24 protein-coding genes and 3 tRNA genes are annotated in these 26,749 nt (G+C 58.4%); 3 read left to right on the top strand and 24 right to left on the bottom strand.

Going from position 1 to position 26,749, the window contains the following annotated elements; translation table 11 throughout:
* Positions 1–3: 3 nt before the first annotated feature.
* Entirely contained in the window at positions 4–780 is a 777-nt protein-coding gene (locus tag AC1D1M_RS23085) for a TatD family hydrolase (RefSeq protein WP_477777389.1), read from the top strand.
* On the opposite strand, the gene AC1D1M_RS23080 is transcribed toward AC1D1M_RS23085, so the two are convergent.
* From AC1D1M_RS23080 to ampD, 4 genes are all read right to left on the bottom strand, one after another.
* Positions 781–1,170, bottom strand: a complete 390-nt coding sequence (locus tag AC1D1M_RS23080; RefSeq protein WP_477777388.1) for a hypothetical protein — start codon at positions 1,168–1,170, stop codon at positions 781–783.
* Positions 1,171–1,397: 227 nt separating this feature from the next.
* The gene (locus AC1D1M_RS23075) at positions 1,398–3,428 is read right to left on the bottom strand and encodes a methyl-accepting chemotaxis protein (RefSeq protein ID WP_477777387.1); all 2,031 of its coding nucleotides are present in this window, start codon (positions 3,426–3,428) and stop codon (positions 1,398–1,400) included.
* Between the two features lie 183 nt (positions 3,429–3,611).
* Positions 3,612–4,448 (bottom strand): regulatory signaling modulator protein AmpE, encoded by an 837-nt coding sequence (ampE, locus tag AC1D1M_RS23070; protein WP_477777386.1) that lies wholly within the window; start codon positions 4,446–4,448, stop codon positions 3,612–3,614.
* Positions 4,445–5,005, bottom strand: coding sequence for a 1,6-anhydro-N-acetylmuramyl-L-alanine amidase AmpD (gene ampD / locus AC1D1M_RS23065; RefSeq protein ID WP_477777385.1), 561 nt, complete (start codon positions 5,003–5,005; stop codon positions 4,445–4,447). The genes ampE and ampD overlap by 4 nt, the downstream gene beginning before the upstream one ends.
* A 252-nt stretch (positions 5,006–5,257) precedes the next feature.
* Between ampD and nadC the strand changes: the two genes are divergently transcribed.
* The gene (gene nadC, locus AC1D1M_RS23060; RefSeq protein ID WP_477777384.1) at positions 5,258–6,106 is read left to right on the top strand and encodes a carboxylating nicotinate-nucleotide diphosphorylase; all 849 of its coding nucleotides are present in this window, start codon (positions 5,258–5,260) and stop codon (positions 6,104–6,106) included.
* A gap of 51 nt (positions 6,107–6,157) precedes the next feature.
* Here the strand turns inward: nadC and AC1D1M_RS23055 are convergent, their stop codons facing one another.
* The 17 genes from AC1D1M_RS23055 to rlmE form a co-directional block, all read right to left on the bottom strand.
* Entirely contained in the window at positions 6,158–6,463 is a 306-nt protein-coding gene (locus tag AC1D1M_RS23055; RefSeq protein ID WP_477777383.1) for a DUF6388 family protein, read from the bottom strand.
* 132 nt (positions 6,464–6,595) lie between these two features.
* A tRNA-Thr gene (locus tag AC1D1M_RS23050) sits at positions 6,596–6,671 on the bottom strand.
* A 138-nt stretch (positions 6,672–6,809) separates the two neighbouring features.
* Positions 6,810–8,915, bottom strand: coding sequence for a polyribonucleotide nucleotidyltransferase (pnp, locus tag AC1D1M_RS23045; protein ID WP_007915263.1), 2,106 nt, complete (start codon positions 8,913–8,915; stop codon positions 6,810–6,812).
* Positions 8,916–9,121: 206 nt separating this feature from the next.
* On the bottom strand, positions 9,122–9,391 hold the full coding sequence (rpsO, locus tag AC1D1M_RS23040) for a 30S ribosomal protein S15 (RefSeq protein ID WP_011332409.1): 270 nt from the start codon (positions 9,389–9,391) through the stop codon (positions 9,122–9,124).
* Positions 9,392–9,508: 117 nt separating this feature from the next.
* Positions 9,509–10,426 carry a tRNA pseudouridine(55) synthase TruB gene (gene truB / locus AC1D1M_RS23035; RefSeq protein WP_095058377.1) on the bottom strand — a complete coding sequence of 306 codons (918 nt, stop codon included), beginning with the start codon at positions 10,424–10,426 and terminating at the stop codon, positions 9,509–9,511.
* Between the two features lie 3 nt (positions 10,427–10,429).
* Positions 10,430–10,831, bottom strand: coding sequence for a 30S ribosome-binding factor RbfA (gene rbfA, locus AC1D1M_RS23030; RefSeq protein WP_007973108.1), 402 nt, complete (start codon positions 10,829–10,831; stop codon positions 10,430–10,432).
* A gap of 159 nt (positions 10,832–10,990) precedes the next feature.
* Complete coding sequence (infB, locus tag AC1D1M_RS23025) at positions 10,991–13,516, bottom strand: translation initiation factor IF-2 (RefSeq protein ID WP_477777382.1); 2,526 nt, start codon at positions 13,514–13,516, stop codon at positions 10,991–10,993.
* Positions 13,517–13,543: 27 nt separating this feature from the next.
* Positions 13,544–15,025: a transcription termination factor NusA gene (gene nusA / locus AC1D1M_RS23020; RefSeq protein ID WP_008057419.1), complete on the bottom strand. Its 1,482-nt coding sequence runs from the start codon at positions 15,023–15,025 to the stop codon at positions 13,544–13,546.
* 59 nt (positions 15,026–15,084) lie between these two features.
* Positions 15,085–15,543, bottom strand: coding sequence for a ribosome maturation factor RimP (rimP, locus tag AC1D1M_RS23015; protein WP_477777381.1), 459 nt, complete (start codon positions 15,541–15,543; stop codon positions 15,085–15,087).
* A gap of 138 nt (positions 15,544–15,681) precedes the next feature.
* A tRNA-Met gene (locus tag AC1D1M_RS23010) sits at positions 15,682–15,758 on the bottom strand.
* A gap of 97 nt (positions 15,759–15,855) precedes the next feature.
* Positions 15,856–15,941 (bottom strand) — tRNA-Leu (locus AC1D1M_RS23005).
* Positions 15,942–15,963: 22 nt separating this feature from the next.
* Entirely contained in the window at positions 15,964–16,347 is a 384-nt protein-coding gene (gene secG, locus AC1D1M_RS23000) for a preprotein translocase subunit SecG (protein WP_017336473.1), read from the bottom strand.
* 4 nt (positions 16,348–16,351) lie between these two features.
* Positions 16,352–17,107 carry a triose-phosphate isomerase gene (gene tpiA / locus AC1D1M_RS22995; protein WP_477777380.1) on the bottom strand — a complete coding sequence of 252 codons (756 nt, stop codon included), beginning with the start codon at positions 17,105–17,107 and terminating at the stop codon, positions 16,352–16,354.
* A gap of 66 nt (positions 17,108–17,173) precedes the next feature.
* Positions 17,174–18,511, bottom strand: coding sequence for a phosphoglucosamine mutase (gene glmM / locus AC1D1M_RS22990; RefSeq protein WP_477777379.1), 1,338 nt, complete (start codon positions 18,509–18,511; stop codon positions 17,174–17,176).
* 16 nt (positions 18,512–18,527) lie between these two features.
* Positions 18,528–19,379, bottom strand: coding sequence for a dihydropteroate synthase (gene folP, locus AC1D1M_RS22985; protein WP_477777378.1), 852 nt, complete (start codon positions 19,377–19,379; stop codon positions 18,528–18,530).
* Between the two features lie 8 nt (positions 19,380–19,387).
* The gene (gene ftsH / locus AC1D1M_RS22980) at positions 19,388–21,298 is read right to left on the bottom strand and encodes an ATP-dependent zinc metalloprotease FtsH (RefSeq protein WP_057398827.1); all 1,911 of its coding nucleotides are present in this window, start codon (positions 21,296–21,298) and stop codon (positions 19,388–19,390) included.
* 199 nt (positions 21,299–21,497) lie between these two features.
* The gene (gene rlmE, locus AC1D1M_RS22975; RefSeq protein WP_095942403.1) at positions 21,498–22,130 is read right to left on the bottom strand and encodes a 23S rRNA (uridine(2552)-2'-O)-methyltransferase RlmE; all 633 of its coding nucleotides are present in this window, start codon (positions 22,128–22,130) and stop codon (positions 21,498–21,500) included.
* Between the two features lie 105 nt (positions 22,131–22,235).
* Between rlmE and AC1D1M_RS22970 the strand changes: the two genes are divergently transcribed.
* Positions 22,236–22,544 (top strand): YhbY family RNA-binding protein, encoded by a 309-nt coding sequence (locus tag AC1D1M_RS22970; RefSeq protein WP_007942889.1) that lies wholly within the window; start codon positions 22,236–22,238, stop codon positions 22,542–22,544.
* A gap of 9 nt (positions 22,545–22,553) precedes the next feature.
* On the opposite strand, the gene AC1D1M_RS22965 is transcribed toward AC1D1M_RS22970, so the two are convergent.
* Genes AC1D1M_RS22965 through carB form a run of 3 tightly spaced genes read right to left on the bottom strand, consistent with a single transcriptional unit; the run spans position 22,554 to position 26,687 of the window.
* The gene (locus AC1D1M_RS22965) at positions 22,554–22,958 is read right to left on the bottom strand and encodes a hypothetical protein (protein ID WP_008047454.1); all 405 of its coding nucleotides are present in this window, start codon (positions 22,956–22,958) and stop codon (positions 22,554–22,556) included.
* Between the two features lie 28 nt (positions 22,959–22,986).
* Entirely contained in the window at positions 22,987–23,463 is a 477-nt protein-coding gene (greA, locus tag AC1D1M_RS22960; protein ID WP_477777405.1) for a transcription elongation factor GreA, read from the bottom strand.
* Between the two features lie 2 nt (positions 23,464–23,465).
* Positions 23,466–26,687, bottom strand: coding sequence for a carbamoyl-phosphate synthase large subunit (gene carB, locus AC1D1M_RS22955; RefSeq protein WP_477752815.1), 3,222 nt, complete (start codon positions 26,685–26,687; stop codon positions 23,466–23,468).
* Positions 26,688–26,749 lie beyond the last annotated feature (62 nt).

Here is a 26,749-nt window from a genome sequence, read left to right as displayed (position 1 = left end):
GCCGTGGAGCTGATCGACACCCACACCCATCTGGATTTTCCGGACTTCGACGCCGACCGCCAGGCACTGCTGGCCGACAGTCGCGCCCTCGGGGTGCGGCGGATCGTGGTGCTGGGGGTTTATCAGGCCAATTGGCAGCGGGTCTGGGAGCTGGTGCAGAGTGATCCCGACCTGCACGCCGCATTCGGGCTACACCCGGTGTATCTGGACGATCATCGCCCGCAACACCTGAGCGAGCTCGGTGACTGGCTGACCCGTCTGGCTGGCCATCGGCAACTGTGCGCGGTCGGCGAGATCGGTCTGGACTACTTCATCGAAACCCTGGACCGCGACCGCCAGCAGGCGTTGTTCGAGGCACAATTGCAACTGGCGGTAGATTTCAATCTTCCGGCATTGATCCATGTGCGGCGTAGCCATGCGGCGGTGATTGCCACGCTCAAACGCTTTCGCCTGAAACGGGCCGGCATCATCCACGCCTTCGCCGGCAGCCAGGAAGAAGCGCGGGAATACATCAAGCTCGGTTTCAAACTCGGCCTTGGTGGCGCCCCGACCTGGCCGCAGGCGCTGCGCATGCACCGCGTGCTGGCCGAGTTGCCGCTGGATTCGGTGGTGCTGGAAACCGACTCGCCGGACATGGCCCCAGCCATGTTCCCGGGCCAGCGCAACAGCCCGGCACACTTGCCGGCAATCTGCGCGGCACTGGCGCAATGGATGGCGATCACCCCGGAACAACTGGCGGCGGCCAGCACCGCCAACAGCTGCGAAGTGTTCGGCTGGTAATCAGTCGGCGTGAGCCCTTGCGGCTTCCAGGATCAGCGTCAGGTGCTGGCGCCGGCGGAAGTAACGGACCACCGCGAAATACACGAACAAGACGATCAGCGAAGCATTCAGCTGTTCGATGACGCTGAGCATTCCCACCCACTCCATCACCAACGCCACCAGCAAGGCAGTGCAGACCATCACCCGCAGGCTGGCGCGCAACAGTGAAAAAGAGTCGAGGGACTTGAAGCGCCTGATCTGTTCCGGACAACGTAACTGAAGGTGTTTCTGGCAGTGGGCACAGGCAAACGCTTCATTGATCGCAATGGCGTTGAGCTGCCAGGGTTGCAGCGGCAATGTGCGCTGACAATGCGCACAGCGCCCCTGGACTCCTATTGTTGCAACAGACATAGCCGGTTTTCCTCCTTGTGGTAAGCCGCGTAAATCTTCCCTGATTGAAATCCAAAAACCAGCGCACGGAGAAAATCAGGAGGACTCCCACCCAGCAAGGGGAAAAGTATTACAAAACATTCCGACAGCTCACTAAACCTGTGGGAGCGGGTTTGCCCGCGAAGACGGCGGCACATTCAACATCAATGTGACTGAAAGCTCGCTCCCACAGGGTCCCGAGGAGACTTTCAGACCCTGAATGCACTGATCAACTGCTTCAACTCCACGACCTGGACCGACAACGCCCGGCTGGCATCTTCGGTCTGATGCGCACCTTCAGCGGTGCGCTCTCCGGCGCGATTGATCTCGACGATGTTCTGGTCGATGTCGTGGGCCACGGCGGTTTGTTGCTCCACGGCGGCGGCAATCTGCTGGTTCTGGTCGACGATCATGCCGACCGCTCCCAGGATATTCTCCAGCGCCCGCTGGACCTTCTCCGACTGCCCCACCGTGCCGCTGGCCATTTCATGGCTGGTGCCCATGGCCTTGACCGCCGCGCCGACACCACCATGGAGCCTGGCGATCATTTGCTCGATTTCTTCGGTCGATTGCTGGGTTCGTTTGGCCAAGGTCCGGACTTCATCGGCTACCACCGCGAAACCACGTCCCTGTTCACCGGCCCGTGCTGCCTCGATGGCGGCATTGAGCGCCAGCAGGTTGGTCTGCTCGGCGATGCTCTTGATCACTTCGAGCACACGGCTGATGGACTGGCTGTCGCTGGCCAGTTGGTTGATTACCAGTACCGATTGATCGATCTCGCTGGCCAGCGCGGCAATGCTGCCTTGTTGCGACGCCACAAGGCTGCGGCCACTGATGGTCTCATCGTTGACACTGTGGGCACTGCTCACCGCCGCGGCGGCACTGCGCGCGACCTCCTGGGAAGTGGCCGACATCTGATTCATGGCCGTGGCCACTTGTTCGATCTGCGTGCGCTGCCCGGCGACGGCCTGGTTGCTTTGCGCGGAAACGCTTTCCACTTGCCCGGCCTGACGCTCGACTTCGCTGACGGTCTGCCCCACCTGTTCGATCAGGTCATGGATTTTCTTCACCGTGCCGTTGAACACCTCGCCAAGCTCCCCCAGTTCATCGCGGCTGTGGGCGCTGAAGGTCACGGTCATGTCGCCGGCCGCCACCTTGTCCATCACCGCCCCCAGGCGCTTGAGCGTGGTGCGGGTCGAGGCATAGAACGCGCCGTAGAGATAAAAGATCAACACAAACACGACTGACAGCGCCACGGCCTGCAAGACCATGTGCGTGCGGTTCTGGTCCAGGCGTTGCTGCAACTGTGGGCCCAGATACTTCAGGGTCGCTTCGTTGAGTTGGTAGGTCTGGTCCATCAGGGCGCTGACCTGATCGTAAAAGCCCTGCCACGGCGCATCGAGAGTGTCGGCCATGACCACTTGTTCTTCGAACAGCTCGCTGGCTTTCTTCAAGGATGCCCGGCTGCTATCGGCCTGAGCGGCCAGGGTATCGCGCGCGGCATTGCTGGAGCCCAAAGCATCCTGCAGCTTCAGGCCATACTCAGCCTGGAGCTTTTCAATCTGCGCCAGCAATTCATCGAAACGGGTACTCGAAGCCGAGTTGATGAATCCCTGCCCCAACGAATAAGACCCCATTGCCCGACCTTCGCCCAGGATCTGGGTGACCCGTGGCGTGACGAGGGTGACGAGCTCGCTCAACTGACGCATGTCGTTCTGGTTGTCGCGACTGAGGCCGGACTGGCTGGTGATGAGCTGGCTGAAAATCTGCGCGCTGCCCACCAGCTTGCCGATCAAGGCACTTTTGCTTTGCAGGGAGTTTTCCGTTTGCTGGGCCTTGAACGCGGCGATCATTTCGTCACGTTTGCCATCAAACACCGCGACCTGCTCCGGGTCGCTGGTCATCGCCGTCAGCTCTTGCAGGCGAGTCAGAATATTCTGCTCGAGGGCGCTGATTTTCAATTCGACATTGCCGGCCTTGCCGGATTGGCCGAGGCTGACATTGATCTGCACCAGGTTGTTCAGGGTTTCCAGATCGCGCCGCAGCGTCAGGCTGCCGCCCAACAGGTCGAGACTTTGCAGTTCGATGCGCGTGCCCTGGAATTCGCGGTAGGAGTCACGCACCAGATAGAAGTTGGTCACCAGCATCGGCACCAGGAACAGTACGCTGATCAGGCTGAACTTCATGCCGAAGCTCAGGCGGTTCATCAGTGCGACAGCGGGATAGAGCAAGCTCTTCACTGGATGTCTCCCTTCAATTTCTTATTTTTTTATTGGCAGGCGCAGACAGAAAGCAGATAGCCACTATTCGGCGCTATCTCTGTATAACTTAAATCGGCAGGGGGTTTTGTAACTTAAGGTTAACGACAGGGCGAAGCACTTCGGACAAGTGATCGCCCTGTGGCGAGGGCATTAACTGCTGGACTAATGCAGGACCGTCCACAACGCAAACCCGGCATACCAGAGCACCGCCGCACGCAGCAGCAGCGCCCAGATGCGGTCCAGATTGTTGATACCTTCTGCGCCGGCCACCGGCGCCGGAATTTCACCGGCCACCAGCCCGACTTTCACGATCAATTGCGCGGCACTGATGTTCCAGTTCAGCAGCTCATGCAGCATGACCCGACTGACCGCGACAAAATTGCCGACCAACGCCAGGCTCGCTGCCAGCAGACGCACCGGCACCCAGTCGAAGGCGTGACGCAGTTGCCCGGCGCGTTCGACCACCCCCGGGTTTTTCCCGTGTTCTTCGGCCAGCGCCAGCAGCCGATAGCTCAGCGCCGCGACCGGACCCAGCAGGAAGTACCAGAAAATCACCGCAAAAAAACTATGGTAGGCCTCCCACAGCAAATGCCCTTCGACCTGTTCCAGCAGTTGCTCGCCACTGTCGGCGCAAATATCCAGATCGCGCTTGGCGACATGGGCTGCTGCTTGCAGGTCCTCCCGACGCCAGGCATCGCGGAACGGCCCGAGATCGCCCAGCAGATCACCGCGCCCCAGGCTGTAAATCACCACCAGCAAATGAATCGGTAACGCCAGCAACCCGTAGGCCACCGGCTCGATGACGACCAGCAGCAGACCCAGCAACGCCACCGGCAATAAGACCAGTAGCGACAACACCAGCCATGGTCGGTCCGTAAGTCGCGCGCTGGCCTCAAGCTTGTTCAGCTCGTGTGTCCAGCCATTGTCACGCTGAACCCGATGACGCAAGGCCGAGAACTTCTCGATCCACACCGCCAACAGCAACACCAGAAAACTCATCGTCCTTCCTCTTGTGCCAGGGCGGCACGATAGCGTGCCCAGTCGAACGCCGGCCCTGGATCGGTTTTGCGCCCCGGTGCAATGTCGCTGTGCCCGCAGATGCGCTCTGTGGTGATTGCCGTGAACGCCTGCTGCAACTGGCGGGTCAGGGCTGTCAATGCGCTGTACTGCGCATCGGTGAACGGCAGATCATCCGTACCTTCCAGCTCGATGCCCACGGAAAAATCGTTACAGGTTTCCCGCCCCTCGAAGCTCGAAACACCAGCATGCCACGCACGCTCAAGGCATGAAACGAACTGGGTGACGGTACCGTCACGCTCGATCAGAAAGTGCGCGGACACCCGTAAGTCCGCGATCCCTACAAAATAGGGATGTTCGGTGACATCCAGACGATTCTGGAAAAACTCCTGCACCTTGCCGGTGGCGAACTGCGCCGGCGGCAGGCTGATGTTGTGGATCACCAGCAGGGAAACTTCGCCTGTGGGGCGCGCATTGAAGTTGGGTGAGGGGCAGACATGCACACCCTGAATCCAACCGCTCGCGGGGTCCAACTGCATACATATTCCTTCAACGACGACTGTGTTGGCACAGTATGCCGCGATAATCCCCCGGGGCGCGATCCCTTGCCGTGTTTGAGGCCCTGGAGGTTGCCGATCTCAAACAGGCGTTTGTTCGGAATCGACGGTCAACGCCGACAACGGCAGGGATTCGACCAAATGCAGGCGCCAGCGCCAACGGAACGCGCTGATGCCTTGGGTTGGTCGCTGCCATGGCCCTATAATCGAGCCACTTTGTTTGTGGAGTCCGTTATGCCGAATCTACGTCTCGCCGATCTGACCGCCGAAATCGAAGCCAACGTGCGCCGTGCGTTGCGTGAAGACATCGGCAGCGGCGACATCACCGCGCAGTTGATCCCGGCCGAACGCCTGGCCAAAGCCACCATTATTACCCGCGACGCCGCCATCATCAGCGGCACCGCCTGGGTAGATACCGTGTTTCGGCAACTGGACCCCCGGGTGGCGGTGCACTGGCAAGTTGCCGACGGTGAACGGGTAACGCCCAATCAGGTGCTGTTCCACCTCGAAGGCCCTGCGCGCTCACTGCTGACCGGCGAACGCAGCGCCCTGAACTTCCTGCAATTGCTCTCCGGCGTGGCGACTCGTGCTCAATACCTGGCGGACTTCGTGGCCGAGACTCAGGTCAAGTTGCTCGACACCCGCAAAACCTTGCCGGGGCTGCGTCTGGCGCAAAAGTACGCCGTGACCTGCGGCGGTTGCCACAACCACCGCATCGGCCTGTATGACGCCTTCCTGATCAAGGAAAACCACATCGCCGCCAGCGGCGGCATCGCGCAGGCCATCGCCGCCGCGCACAAGATCGCCCCGGGCAAACCGGTCGAGATTGAAGTGGAAAGCCTGGATGAACTCAAGGAAGCGCTGGCGGCCGGTGCCGACATCATCATGCTCGACGAACTGAGCCTGGACGACATGCGCGAAGCCGTGCGCCTGAATGCCGGCAAGGCCAAACTGGAGGCTAGCGGCGGGATCAACGAAAGTACGTTGCTGCCGATTGCACAGACCGGGGTGGATTACATTTCGATCGGCGCGATGACCAAGGATGTGAAAGCGGTCGATCTGTCGATGCGCTTGAGTCTCTGATCGCGCCTCGCCGTATAAAAAACGCCAGCCTCATCAAGGCTGGCGTTTTTGTCAGACCACCAGATTGTTCATCTCGCAGTACTCTTCCCACCCGACGCCCAACACCTCGGCCGCCTCCTTGTGCAGCGCCATGCGCGCCGCCTCGAATTCTTCCGGAGTCGACGTGTACTTGAGGCTCAATTCCCACGGTTGCAAGCCCTGGGCTTCCGCCTCGTCCTCGAACGCCCATTGAATCTGGTCTTTCTGATCATCGGGGCTCAGGTCCTTGATCTCTTCCATCAGATCCGGCACATCCAGCACGTACTTTTTCAGTGCTTCTTCGTGTCTGGCTTCTTGGGTCAATTCTTTTATTGTCATGGCGTTCTCGTTGATCTGGGGAATGGAAGATGGATCTGGATCATCAAGGATCTCTCTGACGCAAAAAACCGTATGAAGCGCGGTTTGTCTGGCCTTCAGAACCATTCGGGATCATCTGAAAACAAGTCTTGCTGGTGCCCGAGACAGGAATCGAACCTGCGACCTTCGCGTTACGAGTGCGCTGCTCTACCGGCTGAGCTACACGGGCGGTGGGCTAAACCTAGCACTGACTTCAGGGGCAGGCAACTTCCGGAACGTCTCAATTTCCTGCAGACAAAAAAATGCCCCGCCGTTTTCACGGCGGGGCACTTTTTACAACGTTGAAGCGGTCAGGCGTAAGGCGTAATTAAACGCCCGAAGCCTTGGCTGCTGCCACGTCTTTGATGGACAGCTTGATACGGCCGCGGTTGTCCACGTCCAGTACCAGTACTTCCACTTCCTGGCCTTCTTTCAGGATGTCGGTCACTTTCTCAACGCGAGCATCGCTCAGCATGGAGATGTGAACCAGACCGTCCTTGCCCGGCAGGATGTTGACGAATGCGCCGAAGTCGACGATGCGCTCAACCTTGCCCACGTAGATCTTGCCGATTTCGGCTTCAGCGGTGATGCCCAGAACGCGCTGACGTGCTGCTTCAGCCGCTTCCTTGGTTTCGCCGAAGATCTTGATCGAACCGTCGTCTTCGATGTCGATCGAAGCCTTGGTCTCTTCGCAGATCGCACGAATGGTCGCGCCGCCTTTACCGATGACATCACGGATTTTGTCGGTGTCGATTTTCATCGCGATCATGGTCGGAGCGTTGGCCGACAGTTCGGTACGCGACTGACCAATGATCTGGTTCATCTGGCCGAGGATGTTCAGGCGCGCTTCCAGGGCTTGGCCCAGAGCGATCTCCATGATCTCTTCGGTGATGCCCTTGATCTTGATGTCCATCTGCAGCGCGGTGACGCCTTTGGCGGTACCGGCTACCTTGAAGTCCATGTCGCCCAAGTGGTCTTCGTCACCCAGGATGTCGGTCAGGACGGCGAATTTCTCGCCTTCTTTAACCAGACCCATGGCGATACCGGCAACCGGCGCCTTCATCGGCACACCGGCGTCCATCAGGGCCAGGGAAGCGCCGCAAACGGAAGCCATCGAGCTCGAACCGTTGGATTCGGTGATTTCCGAAACCACGCGGATGGTGTACGGGAACACGTCAGCGGCAGGCAGCATGGCCGAAACCGAACGACGGGCCAGACGGCCGTGACCGATTTCGCGACGACCAGCGCCACCCATGCGACCACACTCGCCTACCGAGAACGGAGGGAAGTTGTAGTGCAGCATGAACGGGTCTTTCTTCTCGCCTTCCAGGGTGTCGAGCAGCTGTGCATCACGGGCAGTCCCCAGAGTTGCAACGACCAGAGCCTGGGTTTCGCCACGGGTGAACAGCGCCGAACCGTGGGTTTTTGGCAGAACACCGACTTCGATGTTCAACGGACGTACGGTCTTGGTGTCGCGACCGTCGATACGTGGCTTGCCGTTTACGATGTTTTCGCGAACGGTGCGGTATTCGATTTCGCCGAAAGCCGCTTTGACTTCGCTGGAAGAAGGCTGGCCTTCTTCACCGGACAGCTTGGCAACGACCTGGTCCTTCAACTCGCCCAGGCGAGCGTAACGGTCGGCCTTGACGGTGATGGTGTAGGCCTGGGAGATCGCTTCGCCGAACTCGGCACGGATAGCGCCCAGCAGTTCGGTGGCTTCTGGCGCAGGAGCCCAGGTCCAGGTTGGCTTGGCAGCTTCAGCGGCCAGTTCTTTAACGGCGTTGATCACAACCTGGAACTCGTCGTGAGCAAACAGTACCGCGCCCAGCATCTGGTCTTCGGTCAGCTCTTTGGCTTCCGATTCAACCATCAGTACGGCGTCCGAAGTACCGGCAACGACCATGTCCAGGCTCGAAGCAGCCTGCTGCTCGTAAGTCGGGTTCAGCAGGTAGCCGGTGCTTTCGTGGAATGCAACGCGGGCAGCGCCGATCGGGCCATCGAAAGGAATACCGGAGATCGCCAGCGCAGCCGAGGTACCGATCATCGCAGCGATGTCCGGATCGGTCTTCTTGCTGGTGGAAACGACGGTGCAGACAACCTGCACTTCGTTCATGAAGCCTTCCGGGAACAGCGGACGGATCGGACGGTCGATCAGTCGGGAAGTCAGGGTTTCTTTCTCGGAAGGACGGCCTTCGCGCTTGAAGAAACCGCCAGGGATCTTACCGGCAGCGTAAGTCTTTTCCTGGTAGTGAACAGACAGAGGGAAGAAGCCCTTGCCTGGATCTGCTTGTTTTGCACCGACCACAGTCACCAATACGCTGACGTCGTCGTCAACGGTGACCAATACTGCGCCGGAGGCCTGACGGGCGATACGGCCAGTCTCGAGGGTAACGGTCGACTGACCGAACTGGAATTTTTTGATTACCGGGTTCACGGTGTCCTACCTTCTTTGTGGCTCTTGGGGGAACTGGTTTCTTGCGAAATTCTTGGGCAACGCCGGGAATCGGCCCGACTGGATTGTCCAGGTGTTACTCGGGTAAAGCAGGTATCCAGATAAAACTTGAGGCTGGGAGCCTGCCATGCGCCGGCGGGAAACCCACTGACGTACGACAGACAACCAACCTCTAGCGCAATCGCTTATTAGCGACGCAGACCCAGGCGAGCGATCAGAGCGCTGTAACGGCTCACGTCCTTGCCTTTCAGGTAGTCCAGCAGCTTACGACGCTGGTTAACCATGCGGATCAGACCACGACGGGAGTGGTGGTCTTTACCGTTGGCCTTGAAGTGACCTTGCAGTTTGTTGATGTTGGCGGTCAGCAGTGCAACTTGCACTTCTGGCGAACCAGTGTCACCAACAGCTTGCTGGTAGTCAGCTACGATTTGAGCTTTTTCTTGAACGTCGAGAGCCATGAGGCAATCCTTTTATCAGGAAACTGTTTCAAAAAAACAGTTTCAACAGGCCAGGGACAAATCCCTGTATCTAAAAATGAGTAGTGACCGTGCCTGTTAACAGCCACCCTCGTCCGGTCATTCTGACCGAATCAGTCGACGCGGCGCGATGCGCCCGTCTTCGCTCACTTCACCGATACCGATGAAGCGACCATTGTGATCCTGTACCCGCACCATGCCGAACTTCGGAGCATCCGGGGCACGTACCGGCTGGCCGTTGAGCCAGTAGAACGCACTCGCTTCCGAGAACTGCAACAGTGGCCAATCCAGCAGGCCGCTGTCCGATGGCATCAGGAAGCGATCGACCGCCTCGTTGCCGCCTTCGGCATGTACCGCTTCGAGCTCTTCGAGGGTAACTGTCTGCGCCAGGGTGAATGGCCCGGCCTGGGTACGTCGCAGTTCTGCAACGTAAGCGCCACAACCGAGTTGCTCACCAATATCCTCCACCAGGGTGCGGATATAGGTGCCTTTAGTGCAATCCACCGCCAGCCGCGCAGTATCACCTTCGAAGGCCAGCAATTCCAAGCGCGTAATAGTAACAGAACGCGGTTCGCGCTCCACTACTTCGCCTGCACGAGCCAGTTTGTACAGCGGCTGGCCATCACGCTTGAGCGCCGAGTACATCGGCGGTATCTGACTGATTTGCCCACGAAATTTCGGCAGTACAGCCTCGACATCGGTGCGACCAACGGTCACCGGGCGCTCCTGCAAAACTTCACCTTCGGCATCCGCCGTGGTGGTGGTCTTGCCCAGTTGCGCCAGGGTTTCATAACCCTTGTCGGAATCGAGCAGGTATTGCGAGAACTTGGTGGCCTCGCCGAAGCACAGCGGCAACACGCCGGTGGCCAAGGGATCGAGACTGCCGGTATGACCTGCCTTTTCGGCGTTCAGCAACCAGCGAACCTTCTGCAAGGCCGCGTTGGAGGTGAACCCCAGCGGCTTGTCGAGCAGGATGATGCCGCTGACGTTACGACGGATACGTTTGACCTGAGCCACCGATTACTCCTTGGTGTCTTCGGCTTCTGCCGCAACCGGATGCTGATTGTCTTCAGCCACTGCGCGCTCGATCAATGCCGACAGATGCGCACCACGCACGACGCTTTCGTCGTAGTGGAAGTGCAGCTGTGGAACGCTACGCAGCTTCATCTCGCGAGCCAGCTGCATGCGCAGGAAACCGGCGGCGGAGTTCAGCACCTTGATGCTTTGTGCAATTTCTTCAGCGCTGTCCTGCCCCATCACGGTGATAAAAATCTTGGCGTGACCGACGTCACGGCTGACTTCCACTGCGGTAATGGTGACCAGGCCGACGCGCGGGTCTTTGACTTCACGACGGATCAGTTGTGCCAGCTCGCGCTGCATCTGATCGCCGATACGTTGGGTACGGCTGTATTCTTTTGCCATGTCTTGTTACCTGTTACTGCCCCACGGTGAAACCCGTGAGGTCTGAAAGCGGCAAACGCCCGGCCTGACAAAAGCCAGACCGGGCGTTGCGTTTAGAGTCCTGGTGACGAGTTGCGCACTTGCATGCGGCTACCTGTCACGGCTCCTGAAGTGCGCGAGTTAGAGGCTGCGAGCAACCTGCACCTTCTCGAAGACTTCGATCTTGTCACCGACCTTGACGTCGTTGTAGCTCTTCACGCCGATACCGCATTCCATGCCGGCACGTACTTCGGAAGCGTCATCCTTGAAGCGGCGCAGGGATTCCAGCTCGCCTTCGAAGATAACGATGTCTTCACGCAGTACACGGATTGGACGGTTACGGTGAACAACACCTTCGATAACCATGCAACCGGCGATCGCGCCAAACTTCGGCGAACGGAACACGTCACGCACTTCGGCGATACCCAGGATGTTCTCGCGAACATCGCTGCCGAGCATACCGGTCAGGGCTTTCTTGACGTCTTCGATGATGTCGTAGATCACGTTGTAGTAACGCATATCCAGACCTTCCTGCTCGACGATCTTGCGCGCGCCGGCATCGGCACGCACGTTGAAGCCGAACAGTACAGCGTTGGAGGCCAGTGCCAGGTTGGCGTCGGATTCGGTGATACCACCGACACCGCCACCCACTACACGCACTTGCACTTCGTCGTTACCCAGGCCGTTCAAGGCACCGTTCAACGCTTCCAGCGATCCACGGACGTCGGATTTGAGGACGATGTTGAGCGTCTTCTTCTCTTCCTGACCCATGTTTTCGAAGATGTTTTCCAGCTTGCCGGCGTGAGCGCGAGCCAGTTTGACTTCGCGGAACTTGCCTTGACGGAACAGAGCCACTTCACGGGCTTTCTTCTCGTCGGCAACCACGCTCATCTCGTCGCCAGCATCCGGGGTACCGTCCAGGCCGAGGATCTCGACAGGGATGGCCGGACCGGCTTCCTTAATTGGCTTGCCGTTCTCGTCGAGCATGGCACGTACACGGCCATAGTTCGAACCGACCAGGACCATGTCGCCTTGACGCAGGGTACCGTCCTGAACCAGAACGGTAGCCACCGGGCCGCGGCCCTTGTCGAGACGGGATTCAACTACGACACCACGGCCAGGAGCCGACGGAGTTGCAGTCAGTTCCAGGACTTCGGCTTGCAGCAATACGGCTTCGAGCAGTTCGTCGACGCCAGTACCCAGTTTCGCCGAGACTGGTACGAACGGAGTGTCACCACCCCACTCTTCCGACGTCACGCCGTGAACCGACAGTTCGCTACGGATGCGATCGAGGTCAGCACCTGGCTTGTCGATCTTGTTCACTGCAACAACCAGTGGCACACCAGCCGCTACCGCGTGCTGGACAGCTTCAATGGTCTGCGGCATCACGCCGTCGTCCGCTGCAACCACCAGGATCACGATGTCGGTCGCCTTGGCACCACGGGCACGCATTGCGGTAAACGCAGCGTGACCAGGGGTGTCGAGGAACGTCACCATGCCACGGTCGGTTTCAACGTGGTATGCGCCGATGTGCTGGGTGATACCACCGGCTTCGCCAGCAGCAACCTTGGCACGACGGATGTAGTCGAGCAGGGAAGTCTTACCGTGGTCAACGTGGCCCATTACGGTCACGACTGGTGCACGGGAAACTGCCTCGCCTTCAAACTTCAGGGACTCGGCCAGGGAGTCTTCCAGGGCGGTGTCGCTGACCAGGGTCACTTTGTGGCCCAGCTCTTCGGCAACCAACTGGGCAGTTTCCTGATCCAGTACCTGGTTGATGGTCGCTGGAGTACCCAGTTTGAACATGAACTTGATGATTTCAGCAGCCTTGACCGACATCTGCTGGGCGAGATCGCCAACAGTGATGGTTTCGCCGATCTTCACTTCGCGCACGACAGGGCCGGTCGGGCTCTGGAAACCGTGGGCGTTGCGCTTCTTCAGCTTGGCCTTGCCGCGACCACCACGACGGAAGCCATCGCTTTCTTCGTCGGTAGTACGTGGGGCAACGCGTGGAGCCGGCGCCTTTTCCTTGACGGAAGCACGATGCGGAGCGTTTTTGCGCTCGCCATCGCCGCTACCGCGACGACTGTTGTCGTCGGCACGTGGCTTGTCCGGACGACGTTGTTCGTCACGCTTGCGGGTATCGGCCGCAGGAGCCGGAGCAGCCGCCACAACCGGTGCGCTTTCGCGAACTGGCTCGGCCACCACAGCAGGCGCTGCAACAGGTACGGCTTGAGCGGTCGACGCAGCAGCAGGCTGGCGACGCGCTTCTTCTTCGGCGCGACGCTTGGCTTCTTCTTCAGCCTTCTGACGAGCAGCATTTTCTACTGCGCGACGTTCATCCAGTTCACGCTTGCGCTCGGCTTCGATTTCTTCCGGGCTGCGTTGTACGAAGACTTTCTTCTTGCGTACTTCAACGCTGATGCTTTTGCTGCCAGCAACACGCAGGGTGCTGGTGGTTTTACGCTGCAGCGTAATCTTGCGTGGTTCTTCCACTTTCGCCTTGTGGCTGCTTTTCAAGTGAGTCAGCAACGATTGCTTCTCACTGTCAGTCACATGTTCTTCGGCGGCGGTGTGCGGCAGACCTGCCTCACGCATCTGCTGCAACAGGCGCTCTACCGGTGTTTTGACCTCATCGGCCAGTTGTTTCACCGTGACTTGCGTCATGCATTTCTCTCCTCAGGCCGCGCCTAATTACTCGAACCAGTGGGCTCGGGCGGCCATGATCAACTTGCCGGCACGATCATCGTCAATGCCGTCGATGTCGAGCAGGTCGTCAATAGACTGCTCGGCCAGGTCTTCGCGGGTAATTACGCCGCGCACCGCCAGTTCCATCGCCAAATCCTTGTCCATACCCTCAAGCGAGAGCAGGTCTTCGGCCGGATGGGCGTCTGCCAGCTTTTCCTCAGTAGCGATGGCTTTAGTCAACAAGCGATCCTTGGCCCGAGCGCGAAGCTCGTTGACGGTGTCTTCGTCAAAGCCGTCGATGTTGAGCATTTCTTCCAACGGTACGTAGGCAATCTCTTCCAGGCTGGTAAAGCCTTCGTCCACCAGCACCTGCGCCAGATCTTCGTCGACTTCCAGCTCGTCGATGAAGTTGCGCAGGATGTCGCCGGTTTCTGCTTGCTGTTTAGCCTGGATGTCCGATTCGGTCATCACGTTCAGGGTCCAGCCAGTCAACTGGCTAGCCAGACGCACGTTCTGACCACCGCGACCGATGGCCTGAGCCAGATTGTCTGCGCCAACGGCGATGTCCATTGCGTGGGCATCTTCGTCAACGATAATTGCCGCAACCTCGGCCGGGGACATGGCGTTGATCACGAACTGAGCCGGGTTGTCGTCCCACAGAACGATGTCAACACGCTCACCGCCCAACTCACCAGACACTGCCTGGACGCGCGAACCGCGCATACCGATGCAAGCGCCCTGCGGGTCAATGCGTTTGTCCTTGGAGCGAACGGCGATCTTGGCACGCGAACCCGGATCACGGGACGCAGCCATCACTTCGATCAGGCCTTCGGCAATTTCCGGCACTTCGATGCGGAACAACTCGATCAGCATTTCCGGCGCGGTGCGCGACAGGATCAACTGCGGGCCGCGGTTCTCGGTGCGGATTTCCTTGAGCAGCGCACGCAGACGCACGCCAACCCGGAAAGTTTCGCGAGAAATGATGTCTTCACGGGCCAGCAACGCTTCAGCGTTGTTACCCAGATCAACGATCACGTTGTCGCGGGTGACTTTTTTCACGGTGCCGGAGATGATTTCACCCAGGCGCTCGCGGTAAGCGTCAACAACCTGAGCACGCTCGGCTTCGCGAACTTTCTGCACAATGACTTGCTTGGCAGTCTGTGCAGCGATGCGGCCGAACTCGATGGACTCGATTTTCTCTTCTACGACATCACCGACCTTGGCGCCAGGATGCGTTTCGGCAACCTTGCTCGGCCAGGTTTCGATGGCCGGATCGTCCAGGTCTGCTTCTTCGACGACCGTCCAGCGACGGAATGTCTCGTATGCACCCGTGTGGCGATTGATTTCCACACGCAGATCAACTTCGTCTTCGAAACGCTTTTTGGTCGCAGTGGCCAGAGCCAGCTCCAGCGCTTCAAAAATCACGTTTGCCGGTACGCCCTTTTCATTGGATACCGACTCAACAACCAGCAGTACTTCTTTGCTCATCGTACGCCTCGCCTTTCGCAAGCCATTGGATCCGCGGGATCCGCAGTATCTGGCACGCCTCAGTCAAAACTGGGAATAATGTTGGCCTTGTCGATCATATCGATCGGCAACAGGAACTCATGGTCTTCTACCTGCACCACGACATCCTGCTCTTCTACGCCGCGCAGAAGGCCCTGAAAGTTGCGTCGTCCTTCAAAAGGCGAGCGCAGCTTGATCTTCACTTGTTCACCGGCAAATTTTGCAAACTGCTCAAGAGTGAACAGCGGGCGTTCCATGCCAGGCGAGGAAACTTCAAGGGTGTACTCAACGGAGATAGGATCTTCAACATCCAGCACACCGCTGATCTGACGGCTGACGATGGCGCAATCGTCCACCAGCACGCCGCCTTCTTTATCGATATAAACGCGCAACATCGAGTGACGACCCTGAGCCGAAAACTCGACACCCCAGCATTCATAGCCTAGGGCCACGACCACCGGGGCCAGCAAGGCCTGCAACTCTTCTAGCTTGCTCGACACCTGAACCCCCTAGTGCATGTATGTGCATGCTATGCAAAATAAAAAAATGGGCGAAACGCCCATCCTTGAAACGCCGTCGAACAGCGGCGTTGAAAGTGTCCAGCTAACAAAAAGCCCCTTAAAAGGGGCTCCTTAAACTGGTTGCGGGGGCCGGATTTGAACCGACGACCTTCGGGTTATGAGCCCGACGAGCTACCAGACTGCTCCACCCCGCGACAAAGCTGGGGCGGAAGTATACGACCGATCCCCTACAGGGTCAATGTAACCTTCCACCTGCAAGAAAGCCCGCAACAGCGGGCTCTCCTGACTAATTGGTACCGAGAAGGGGACTCGAACCCCTACACCCTATGGGCACAACCACCTCAAGGTTGCGTGTCTACCAATTCCACCACCTCGGCAATACTACGTTTGAAACCCTTCTTACTTCTGCTCTTGAGCTGGAGGCACGTCAGTCGCTGGAGTAGCCGACTTTTGCTCTTGAAGCACCGGGACATCATCAGAAGCCGGTTGTTGCTTTGGAACTTCCAGTACCGCTGGATTTGGGAGACCTACTTGAGTCAGCTGGTGAGCCTTCTCTTTAGCAAAGTAACCTAACCCCAAGCTGGTTATGAAAAAACCTGCGGCAAGTATAGCAGTAAACTTACTAAGAAAGGTAGAGGAACCTTGGCTTCCGAACACAGTATTTGAAGCACCTGCTCCGAAAGACGCGCCAGCATCCGCACCTTTACCCTGCTGCAGCAAAACCAGAGCTACTACGCCCAATGCACCCAGCAGATGAAAAACGACTACGACTGTTTCCAGCATTTTTTCAGTTTCCCGCGGCGCGACAAATCGCACCGAACTCATCTGCATTCAGGGAAGCCCCACCAATCAGGCCCCCATCGATATCCGGCATGCCGAACAGTTCGACCGCATTGGCCGCCTTCACGCTGCCGCCGTATAGAAGCCGCACACCTTGTGCGACTTCAGAATTCTCTGCCGACAACTGGGCGCGAATGGCTGCATGCACATCCTGCGCCTGTTGTGGCGTTGCAGTCAGCCCGGTGCCAATGGCCCAGACCGGCTCGTAAGCGATCACTGCCTTGGCAAAGGCACCGACACCCAGCTCCTCGATGATACTGCCCAGCTGACGCGAGACAACCTCAAGAGTCTTTCCAGCTTCACGCTGCCCAAGGGTTTCCCCTATGCACAACACCGGAATCAAGCCACATGCCTGTGCCGCTGCGAACTTGCGGATCAGCATTCCGTCCTGCTCGCCCATAATCTGGCGGCGTTCGGAGTGCCCGACAAGCACCAGGGAACATCCTGCATCCACCAACTGACTCGGTGCAACTTCACCGGTCAACGCACCTTGTCCGGATTCCACCGCAGAATTCTGCGCGCCGACCGAAATCGACTTTCCTTCCAGGCCATCAATCACTTGATTGATATGCAGGCAAGGCGGGAATACCGCAACATCAACATCGCTCGGCAAGGCCAAGTCACGAAGGCCGTTGATCAGCTCAGCGACGCTGGCGCGGGTACCGTGCATCTTCCAGTTACCAGCTACCATAGGGCGACGCATGCTGTACCTCGTCGGTCAAAGTGGGCGCAGATGTTACCCAACACAATCATGGCTGGCAAGCCGAATTCAGGCAGAAACTTCAGTAACCAGTTTTGCCAGCTCTTCGGCATAGCCACGAACCTGCGTTTCGTCTTCGCCTTCGACCATCACACGCACCAGCGGTTCGGTTCCGGACTTGCGCAACAGCACACGCCCCCGACCTGCCATGGCCTTGGTCACACGTTCGCTGGCTTCCTTGACCGACGGGTGATCGAGAGGGCTTGCGCCGCCACCGAAACGCACATTGATCAGCACCTGAGGGCATTTGCGCAGCGCCTGACGCGCTTCAGCCAAACCTTGCGCACGGGCTTTCAACGCCTTCAGTACCTGCAACGCGGCGATAATCGCATCACCAGTGGTGGTGTAATTGAAGCAAACGATATGACCCGAATTTTCGCCACCGACCAGCCAGTTGCGCTCCAGCAGATCAGCAATCACATAACGATCACCAACATTGGCGCGGACAAATGGAATCGCCAGGTCGGCCAAGGCCAACTCCAATCCCAGGTTGCTCATCAGTGTACCGACTACACCACCTTGCAGCTTGTCTCGCTCATGCAGGTCGCGAGCAATGATGAACAGCAACTCATCACCATCGACGATGGCCCCCGTGTGATCCACCATCAACACCCGGTCACCATCACCATCGAAGGCGATACCCAGATCGGCGTGTTCAGCCAGCACAGCGGCCTGCAGTTGCCCCATATGGGTCGAGCCGCAGTTGTCATTGATATTCAAACCGTTAGGCTGCGCGGACAAGACCACGACTTCGGCACCCAACTCACGAAACACACTCGGCGCCACTTTATAGGTCGCACCATGGGCGCAGTCGATCACAATCTTGAGGCCGGTAAAGCTGGTACCGGTCGGCACACTGCTCTTGCAGAATTCGATATACCGACCCGACGCATCATTGATTCGCGACACCTTGCCGATCTTGCTCGACTCAACCACGGTCATTGGCGTATCGAGCAATTCTTCGATCATATGCTCGACTTCATCCGGCAGCTTGGTGCCGTTGCCGGAGAAGAACTTGATGCCATTGTCATCATGCGGATTGTGCGACGCACTGATCACGATGCCAGCTTCGGCATGAAAGGTACGCGTCAGGTAGGCAATAGCCGGGGTCGGCATAGGCCCAAGGAGCATCACATCAGCACCTGCCGACGTCAGCCCTGCTTCAAGCGCAGATTCGAACATGTAGCCGGAGATCCGGGTGTCCTTGCCTACCAATACCTTGCAGGCGCCCATCTTACGGAACGCCATACCTGCAGCCCAGCCGAGCTTGAGCATGAAATCAGGAGTAATCGGGTATTCACCGACACGCCCACGAATACCATCGGTGCCAAAATATTTTTTGCTCATAAGTGCTCCATCATTCTTATTCGGCGGATTCCACTGCGGCGATCATCCGCACCACATCCACTGTTTCGGCTACATCATGGACGCGCAATATACGCGCACCTTTCGCCGATGCCAGCGCCGCGAGCGCCAAACCACCATACAGTCGGTCCCCAACCGGACGATTCAACGCCTGACCAATCATGCTTTTTCGCGAAACCCCGACCAACAGGGGTCGCCCCAAGGCATGCAGGGCTTCCATATGTTTGAACAAGCTTAGGTTGTGCTGCAAGGTTTTGGCGAAGCCAAAGCCCGGATCAAGAATGATCCGTTCGGCTGGAATACCCGCCAATGAACACTGATGCATGCGCTCGGCGAGAAACCCACCAACTTCCCTTGTAACGTCCTGATACTGTGGATTGTCCTGCATATCACCCGGCTCACCGAGCATATGCATCAGGCAAACCGGTAACCCGGTGGCCGCCGCTGCATCCAGGGCACCATCGCGACGCAACGAACGTACATCATTGATCAACCCGGCACCCAGGCGCGCAGTTTCACGCATGACCGCTGGCGTGGAGGTGTCGACCGAGATGATGACGTCCAGCTCGCGACTGATGCGCTCGACAATAGGGGCTACGCGCTCCAGCTCCTCCAGTGGTGACACCACTCTGGCACCCGGACGAGTGGATTCGCCACCGACATCGATCAGTGTCGCACCAGCCGCCACCATGGCTTCGGCGTGGCGCATGGCCGCGTCGAGCTGGCTGTATTGGCCACCATCGGAGAAAGAATCAGGAGTGACATTGAGAATACCCATGACATGCGTCTGGGCCAAATCAAGAACCCGGTTGCCGCAAGGCAACCGGGTCGAGGACTGAACAGAAGTCATTTCAAACCTTATACGTCAGCAGCAGGACCGCCGATCGGTGTTTCCGGACGCTCATCCTGCACCACCGGAGGGGTGCCGGAAGTACCCGTGCCACCCGACCAGTCGCGTGGCTCGCGAGGTGTACGACCCGCCATGATGTCGTCGATCTGCTCGGCATCGATCGTTTCGTACTTCATCAAGGCATCGGCCATCGCATCGAGCTTGTCACGGTTGTCCGTGAGAATCTGCTTCGCCGTGCCGTAGCACTGATCGATGATGCTGCGCACTTCGGAGTCGATCAGCTTGGCTGTCTCACCAGAGAAGCTTGCATTCTGACCACCGCCGCCGCGACCGAGGAACACTTCACCCTCTTCTTCGGCATACATCAACGGACCGAGCTTCTCCGAGAGCCCCCACTTGGTCACCATGTTCCGCGCAATCTGGCTGGCGCGCATGATGTCGTTGGAAGCACCGGTGGTCACGCCATCGAAGCCCAAGGTCATTTCTTCAGCGATACGACCGCCGTACAACGAGCAGATCTGGCTGATCAACGCACGCTTGGAGAGGCTGTAACGATCTTCTTCCGGCAGGAACATGGTCACACCCAGCGCACGACCGCGCGGGATGATCGACACCTTGTACACTGGATCATGCTCAGGCACGACGCGACCAACAATAGCGTGGCCCGCTTCGTGGTAAGCGGTGTTCTGCTTTTCTTTCTCGGACATGACCATGGATTTGCGCTCGGCGCCCATCATGATTTTGTCTTTCGCCAGTTCGAATTCTTTCATCTCGACGATGCGCTTGCCGGCGCGGGCAGCGAACAACGACGCCTCGTTCACCAGGTTGGCCAGGTCAGCACCGGAGAAGCCTGGAGTACCACGAGCGATCACGGCCGGAGCAACGTCGTCGCCCATCGGCACTTTACGCATGTGAACCTTGAGAATCTGTTCGCGACCACGGATGTCCGGCAGACCGACCACAACCTGACGGTCGAAACGGCCTGGACGCAGCAACGCAGGGTCCAGTACATCAGGACGGTTGGTTGCGGCGATCACGATGATGCCGTCATTCATTTCAAAGCCGTCCATCTCGACCAGCAACTGGTTGAGAGTCTGCTCGCGCTCGTCGTGACCACCACCCATACCAGCACCACGATGGCGACCGACCGCATCGATTTCGTCGATGAAGATGATGCATGGAGCGTGTTTCTTGGCCTGCTCGAACATGTCGCGAACACGGCTGGCACCCACACCGACGAACATTTCGACGAAGTCGGAGCCGGAAATGGTGAAGAACGGTACCTTGGCTTCGCCGGCGATGGCCTTGGCGATCAGGGTTTTACCGGTACCCGGAGGACCGACCATCAGCACACCGCGAGGAATGCGACCACCCAGGCGCTGGAACTTGCCCGGATCGCGCAGGAACTCGACCAGTTCACCGACTTCTTCCTTGGCTTCGTCGCAACCGGCAACGTCAGCCAGGGTCGTTTTCACCTGATCTTCGGAGAGCAGGCGCGCCTTGCTTTTACCGAAGCTCATCGGCCCGCCCTTGCCACCGGCACCGCCCTGCATCTGCCGCATGAAGAACATGAACACGGCGATGATCACGAGGATCGGGAAGCTGGCGACCAGAAGTTGAGTCCAGATGCTTTGCTGTTCAGGCTGCTTGCCTTCGACCACGACGTGGTTATCCACCAGGTCGCCGATCAGGCCGTTGTCCTGGATCGCCGGGCGAATGGTCTTGAAGCTGTCGCCATCGTTGCGCTTGCCGGTAATCACGTAGCCATCAACTGCCACGCGCTCGACCTTGCCATCCTTGACCTGCTGGATGAAGTCGGAATAGTTGAGGGTCTGCGGCTCGTTAGGGCTGGAGAAGTTGTTCATCACCGTCACCAGGACAGCCGCGATGATCAACCACAGGATCAGATTCTTTGCCATATCGTTCAATTAACTACCCTCTGAAGCAAGCTCCGCTACTGGCGCGCGCTTCGCATGATATTCACCGGCCTAACTTACTACATTACCTACAACTTGGCAGGCGCCGTCTGTAACCCTTTGTGAAACACTTCCTACACAATATTCGCTAATTCTGACAAGGCGTAATACAAAAATCCTATCGCCCCGATCGAAAATTCACTCAACCCTCACTGCGTCCCCGGAAACCGCGGCCTAGCAGGTACTGCTCGCGAGAACGGTCGCGCGACGAGGTCGGCTTGCGCATCTGCACCTTCTCGAACTGCTGGCGAACGCTCTTGTGGAACTCGTCGAAGCCTTCACCCTGGAAGATCTTGATCAAAAAATCACCACCGGGCTTGAGCACCCGAGTCGAAAGATCCAGCGCCAACTCGCACAGGAACATCGCTCGCGGCATGTCTACGGCAGGCAGTCCACTCATATTGGGGGCCATATCGGAAATCACAAGGTCTACTTCCTTATTTCCGACGGCATCGAGGATCTGAGCCAGCACGGCATCCTCGGTAAAGTCGCCCTGAATGAAGGTCACGTCCGGGATGCTGTCCATTTCCAGAATGTCAGAAGCGATCAGTGTTCCCTGCCCGCCAATCAGACGACTGGTCACCTGGGACCACCCACCGGGGGCCGCACCAAGGTCGATTACGCTCATTCCAGGACGGATCAGACGGTCCTTTTCCTGGATCTCCAGCAGTTTGTAGCTGGCGCGGGAACGGTACCCGTCTTTTTGTGCCATTTTGACGAATGGGTCGTTGAAATGTTCTTTCAGCCAGTTAAGGCTTGTCTTGGAACGGGCCACGGGATACCTCGGAAATAAAACGGGTCGTGATTAACTGGGCGGTCCCGGACTCGCTCGGGTAAACTGGCCGCCGCTTTTTACAAGATCAGACGCAGGGGTCAGATTATGCCGCTCACTCAAGAGCAGAAGAAACAGTACAAATCCATTGGCCACCATCTGAAACCGGTTCTGATTGTGGCAGACAATGGTTTGACTGAAGGTGTGTTAGCCGAACTCGAACGCGCATTGGCGGATCACGAGCTGATCAAAATCAAGCTCAACATCCTCGATCGCGAATCGCGCCTGGCGTCCATTGCAGAACTCTGCAAGGTCGGCAAAGCGGATCTGGTTCAGGTCATCGGCAAGATGGCACTGATCTACCGCAAGAACTTCAGCGTCAACAAGCAGCTGTCGAACGTCCATCGCTTCAAGTGATGGCAAGGGTCAGGGGTGTGCTTCGCGCACCCTGCCACTCCATCCCGGCATCGGCTGTAACACCAGCACCAGCCCGGAAAAACCCAGAACAAGATAGCTGAACGCCTGCCAACGATCGGCATCCGGCCAGCCGAAACGCACCGCGAAATACATCGCGCACGCATACAGCGCCATCAACAGCAGTTGCCCGCGAATATCCCGCCATAGACTGGCAAGGCCCTCGGCCTTAACCAGCACCAAAGCCTGAAAAATCACACACGCCGTAGCGAATCCCACTACCAGCGTATTGAGCATGCCTGCGATTTCGTCGATCAGCAGCGGCGCCAGGCCAATTCGCCCCAGCACCGGCAACAGACCGATTTGCAACAGCCACAAGCCGCCGACCCACAACATCTGGGTCAGCTGCCAAAGCATGGCGCCCGCACGAAACGGGCGCCGGCCTTCAGATGTGGCGAACTTCGACAATCTCGTACTCGATAACGCCGCCAGGCGTTTTGACTGCAACCACATCACCCTCTTCCTTGGCAATCAAGGCGCGAGCCAGTGGCGAGCCGACCGAAATCTTGCCGAGTTTGAAGTCAGCCTCGTCCTCACCCACGATGTGGTAAGTGACGCGCTCATCAGTCTCGACGTTGGCGATTTCAACGGTAGTGCCGAAAATCACTTTGCCGGTATGCGGAATGGTCGTGACATCAATGACGACCTGATTCTGAATCCGGCCTTCGATGTCACGGATCCGCGCCTCGACCATACCCTGCTGCTCGCGGGCAGCGTGGTATTCGGCGTTTTCCTTCAAGTCACCCAACTCGCGGGCCGTACCGATGTCCTGGCTGAGCTTCGGACGAACGACCTTGGTCAGGTGAGTGTGCTCTTCTTCCAGGGCGCGAGCGCCCTGAACGGTCATTGGGTACTTCGTTATGCTCATGCCTTCAATCCTGCGTGTAGATCCTGCAAGCGGCGCACGGTCTTCTCGGGACCGAACTTCAGCGCTTCGCAGATGGCTTCGCCAGCAGCAATGGTGGTGGTGCAGTAAATCTTGTGCTGCAAGGCATTACGACGAATGGAGTACGAATCGGCGATCGACTGACGACCTTCGGTGGTGTTGATGATCAGCGTGACTTCGTCATTCTTGATCATGTCGACCACGTGCGGACGACCCTCGGTCACCTTGTTCACACGACGCACTTTCAGGCCAGCAGCCTCGATCAGCTTGGCAGTACCGGCAGTGGCGACCACTTCGAAGCCCAAGTTGATCAGATCACGGGCCACGCCCGCAACCAGTGGCTTGTCGTCGTCACGTACGCTGATGAACGCAGTACCGCCGGTCGGCAGCACTTCGCTGGCACCCATCTGGGCCTTGGCGAACGCTTCACCGAAGGTGTCGCCCACGCCCATCACTTCACCGGTGGACTTCATCTCTGGGCCGAGGATCGGGTCAACGCCAGGGAATTTGGCGAACGGGAACACCGCCTCTTTCACGCTGTAGAAGTTCGGAATGATTTCCTTGGTGAAGCCGATTTCTTTCAGAGTCTTACCGGCCATCACGCGCGCCGCGATCATTGCAAGGGAAACACCGATGCACTTGGACACGAACGGCACGGTACGGGAGGCGCGCGGGTTGACTTCGATGACGTAGATGTCGTCGCCTTGCAGCGCCAGCTGAACGTTCATCAGACCGATCACGCCGAGCTCCAGGGCCATTTTCTTGACCTGCTCGCGCATCTCGTCCTGGATGTGCGCCGGCAGCGAGTACGGCGGCAGCGAGCATGCGGAGTCACCGGAGTGAACACCAGCCTGCTCGATGTGCTGCATGATCGCGCCGATTACCACATCTTTACCGTCGCAGACCGCATCCACGTCCATTTCGATGGCGCAGTTGAGGAAGTGATCCAGCAGCACCGGGCTGTCGTTGGACACTTGAACCGCTTCACGCAGATAGCGCTTGAGTTCTTCTTCTTCGTAGACGATTTCCATCGCACGGCCGCCCAGTACATAGGACGGACGCACCACCAGCGGGTAACCGATCTTGGCGGCAGCACGAATCGCTTCGTCTTCGCTGCGCACGGTGGCGTTTGGCGGCTGACGCAGGTTCAGGCGCTGGACCATTTGCTGGAAACGCTCACGGTCTTCGGCACGGTCGATGGCGTCAGGGCTGGTGCCGATGATCGGCACGCCGGCAGCTTCCAGGGCACGCGCCAGTTTCAGCGGGGTCTGGCCGCCGTACTGGACGATCACGCCTTTCGGCTTCTCGACGCGGACGATTTCCAGCACGTCTTCCAGGGTCACTGGTTCGAAGTACAGGCGATCGGAAGTGTCGTAGTCAGTGGAAACGGTTTCCGGGTTGCAGTTGACCATGATGGTCTCGTAACCGTCATCGCGCAGGGCCAGTGCCGCGTGTACGCAGCAGTAGTCGAACTCGATGCCCTGGCCGATGCGGTTAGGACCGCCACCCAGGATCATGATCTTGTCGCGACCCGATGGCGCCGCTTCGCACTCTTCCTCGTACGTCGAGTAGAGGTAGGCAGTATCGGTGGCGAACTCGGCAGCGCAGGTATCGACGCGCTTGTAGACCGGGAAGATTTCCAGCTTGTGACGGTGAGCGCGCAGGCTCTTCTCGGTCACACCCAGCAATTTGGCCAGGCGCATATCGGAGAAGCCTTTGCGCTTGAGGCGGAACATCAGATCGCGGTCGATGCTGGTCAGGCCCAGGGTCTTGACCTTCTCTTCTTCCTTGATCAGGTCTTCCATCTGCACCAGGAACCAAGGGTCGATCATGGTCATGCCGAAGATGTCTTCGACGGTCATGCCGGCGCGCATGGCGTCCGCCACGTACCAGATACGCTCGGCGCCCGGCACGGTCAGCTCGCGCTTGAGTACGCTCATGCTTTCCGGGTTGGCCAGATCAACCTTCTCGTCCAGACCACAAACGCCCACTTCCAGGCCGCGCAGGGCTTTCTGCAGGGATTCCTGGAAGGTACGGCCGATGGCCATGACTTCGCCTACCGACTTCATTTGAGTGGTCAGGCGCGCGTCAGCCTTGGGGAACTTCTCGAACGCGAAGCGTGGCAGCTTGGTGACGACGTAGTCGATGGACGGCTCGAAGGACGCCGGGGTCTTGCCGCCGGTGATGTCGTTCGACAGTTCGTCGAGGGTGTAGCCTACAGCCAGCTTGGCCGCGACCTTGGCGATCGGGAAGCCGGTGGCTTTCGAAGCCAGTGCCGAGGAACGGGATACACGCGGGTTCATCTCGATCACGACCATGCGGCCGGTGTTCGGGCAGATACCGAACTGAACGTTGGAACCGCCGGTTTCCACGCCGATCTCGCGCAGTACCGCCAGGGAGGCGTTACGCAGGATCTGGTATTCCTTGTCGGTCAGGGTCTGTGCAGGAGCCACGGTGATCGAGTCACCAGTGTGCACGCCCATCGGGTCGAAGTTTTCGATGGAGCAGACGATGATGCAGTTGTCCTTCTTATCGCGGACAACCTCCATCTCGTATTCTTTCCAGCCGATCAGCGATTCGTCGATCAGCAGCTCCTTGGTCGGCGACAGGTCCAGACCACGGGCGCAGATTTCTTCGAACTCTTCACGGTTGTAAGCGATACCGCCACCGGTGCCGCCCATGGTGAAGGACGGACGGATGATGCACGGGAAGCCGAGCTTCTCGAGGACCGCATTGGCCTCTTCCATGCTGTGGGCGATACCGGAACGCGGGCACGCCAGGCCGATGGACTTCATCGCCTTGTCGAAACGCGAACGGTCTTCAGCCTTGTCGATGGTGTCGGCGTTGGCACCGATCATCTCTACGCCGAACTTTTCCAGAACGCCTTCGCGCTCCAGGTCCAGGGCGCAGTTCAGAGCGGTCTGGCCACCCATGGTCGGCAGCAGTGCGTCCGGACGCTCTTTCTCGATGATCTTGGCAACGGTCTGCCACTTGATCGGTTCGATGTAGGTGGCGTCGGCCATGGCCGGGTCGGTCATGATGGTGGCCGGGTTGGAGTTCACCAGGATAACGCGGTAACCCTCCTCGCGCAGGGCTTTACAGGCCTGGGCGCCGGAGTAGTCGAATTCGCAGGCCTGGCCGATCACGATCGGGCCAGCACCAAGAATCAGGATGCTTTTAATGTCTGTACGTTTTGGCATGGGTTTGTCACTCAAATCCGCAGGTCAGTCGGCAAGCCGTCTTGTTCAATCTCAGAAGCCTT

The sequence above is a fragment of the Pseudomonas sp. P1_F7 genome, assembly GCF_056405655.1.
The sequence above is the reverse complement of the archived record's forward strand: the minus strand, read 5'-3'. Positions and strand labels throughout refer to the sequence as shown.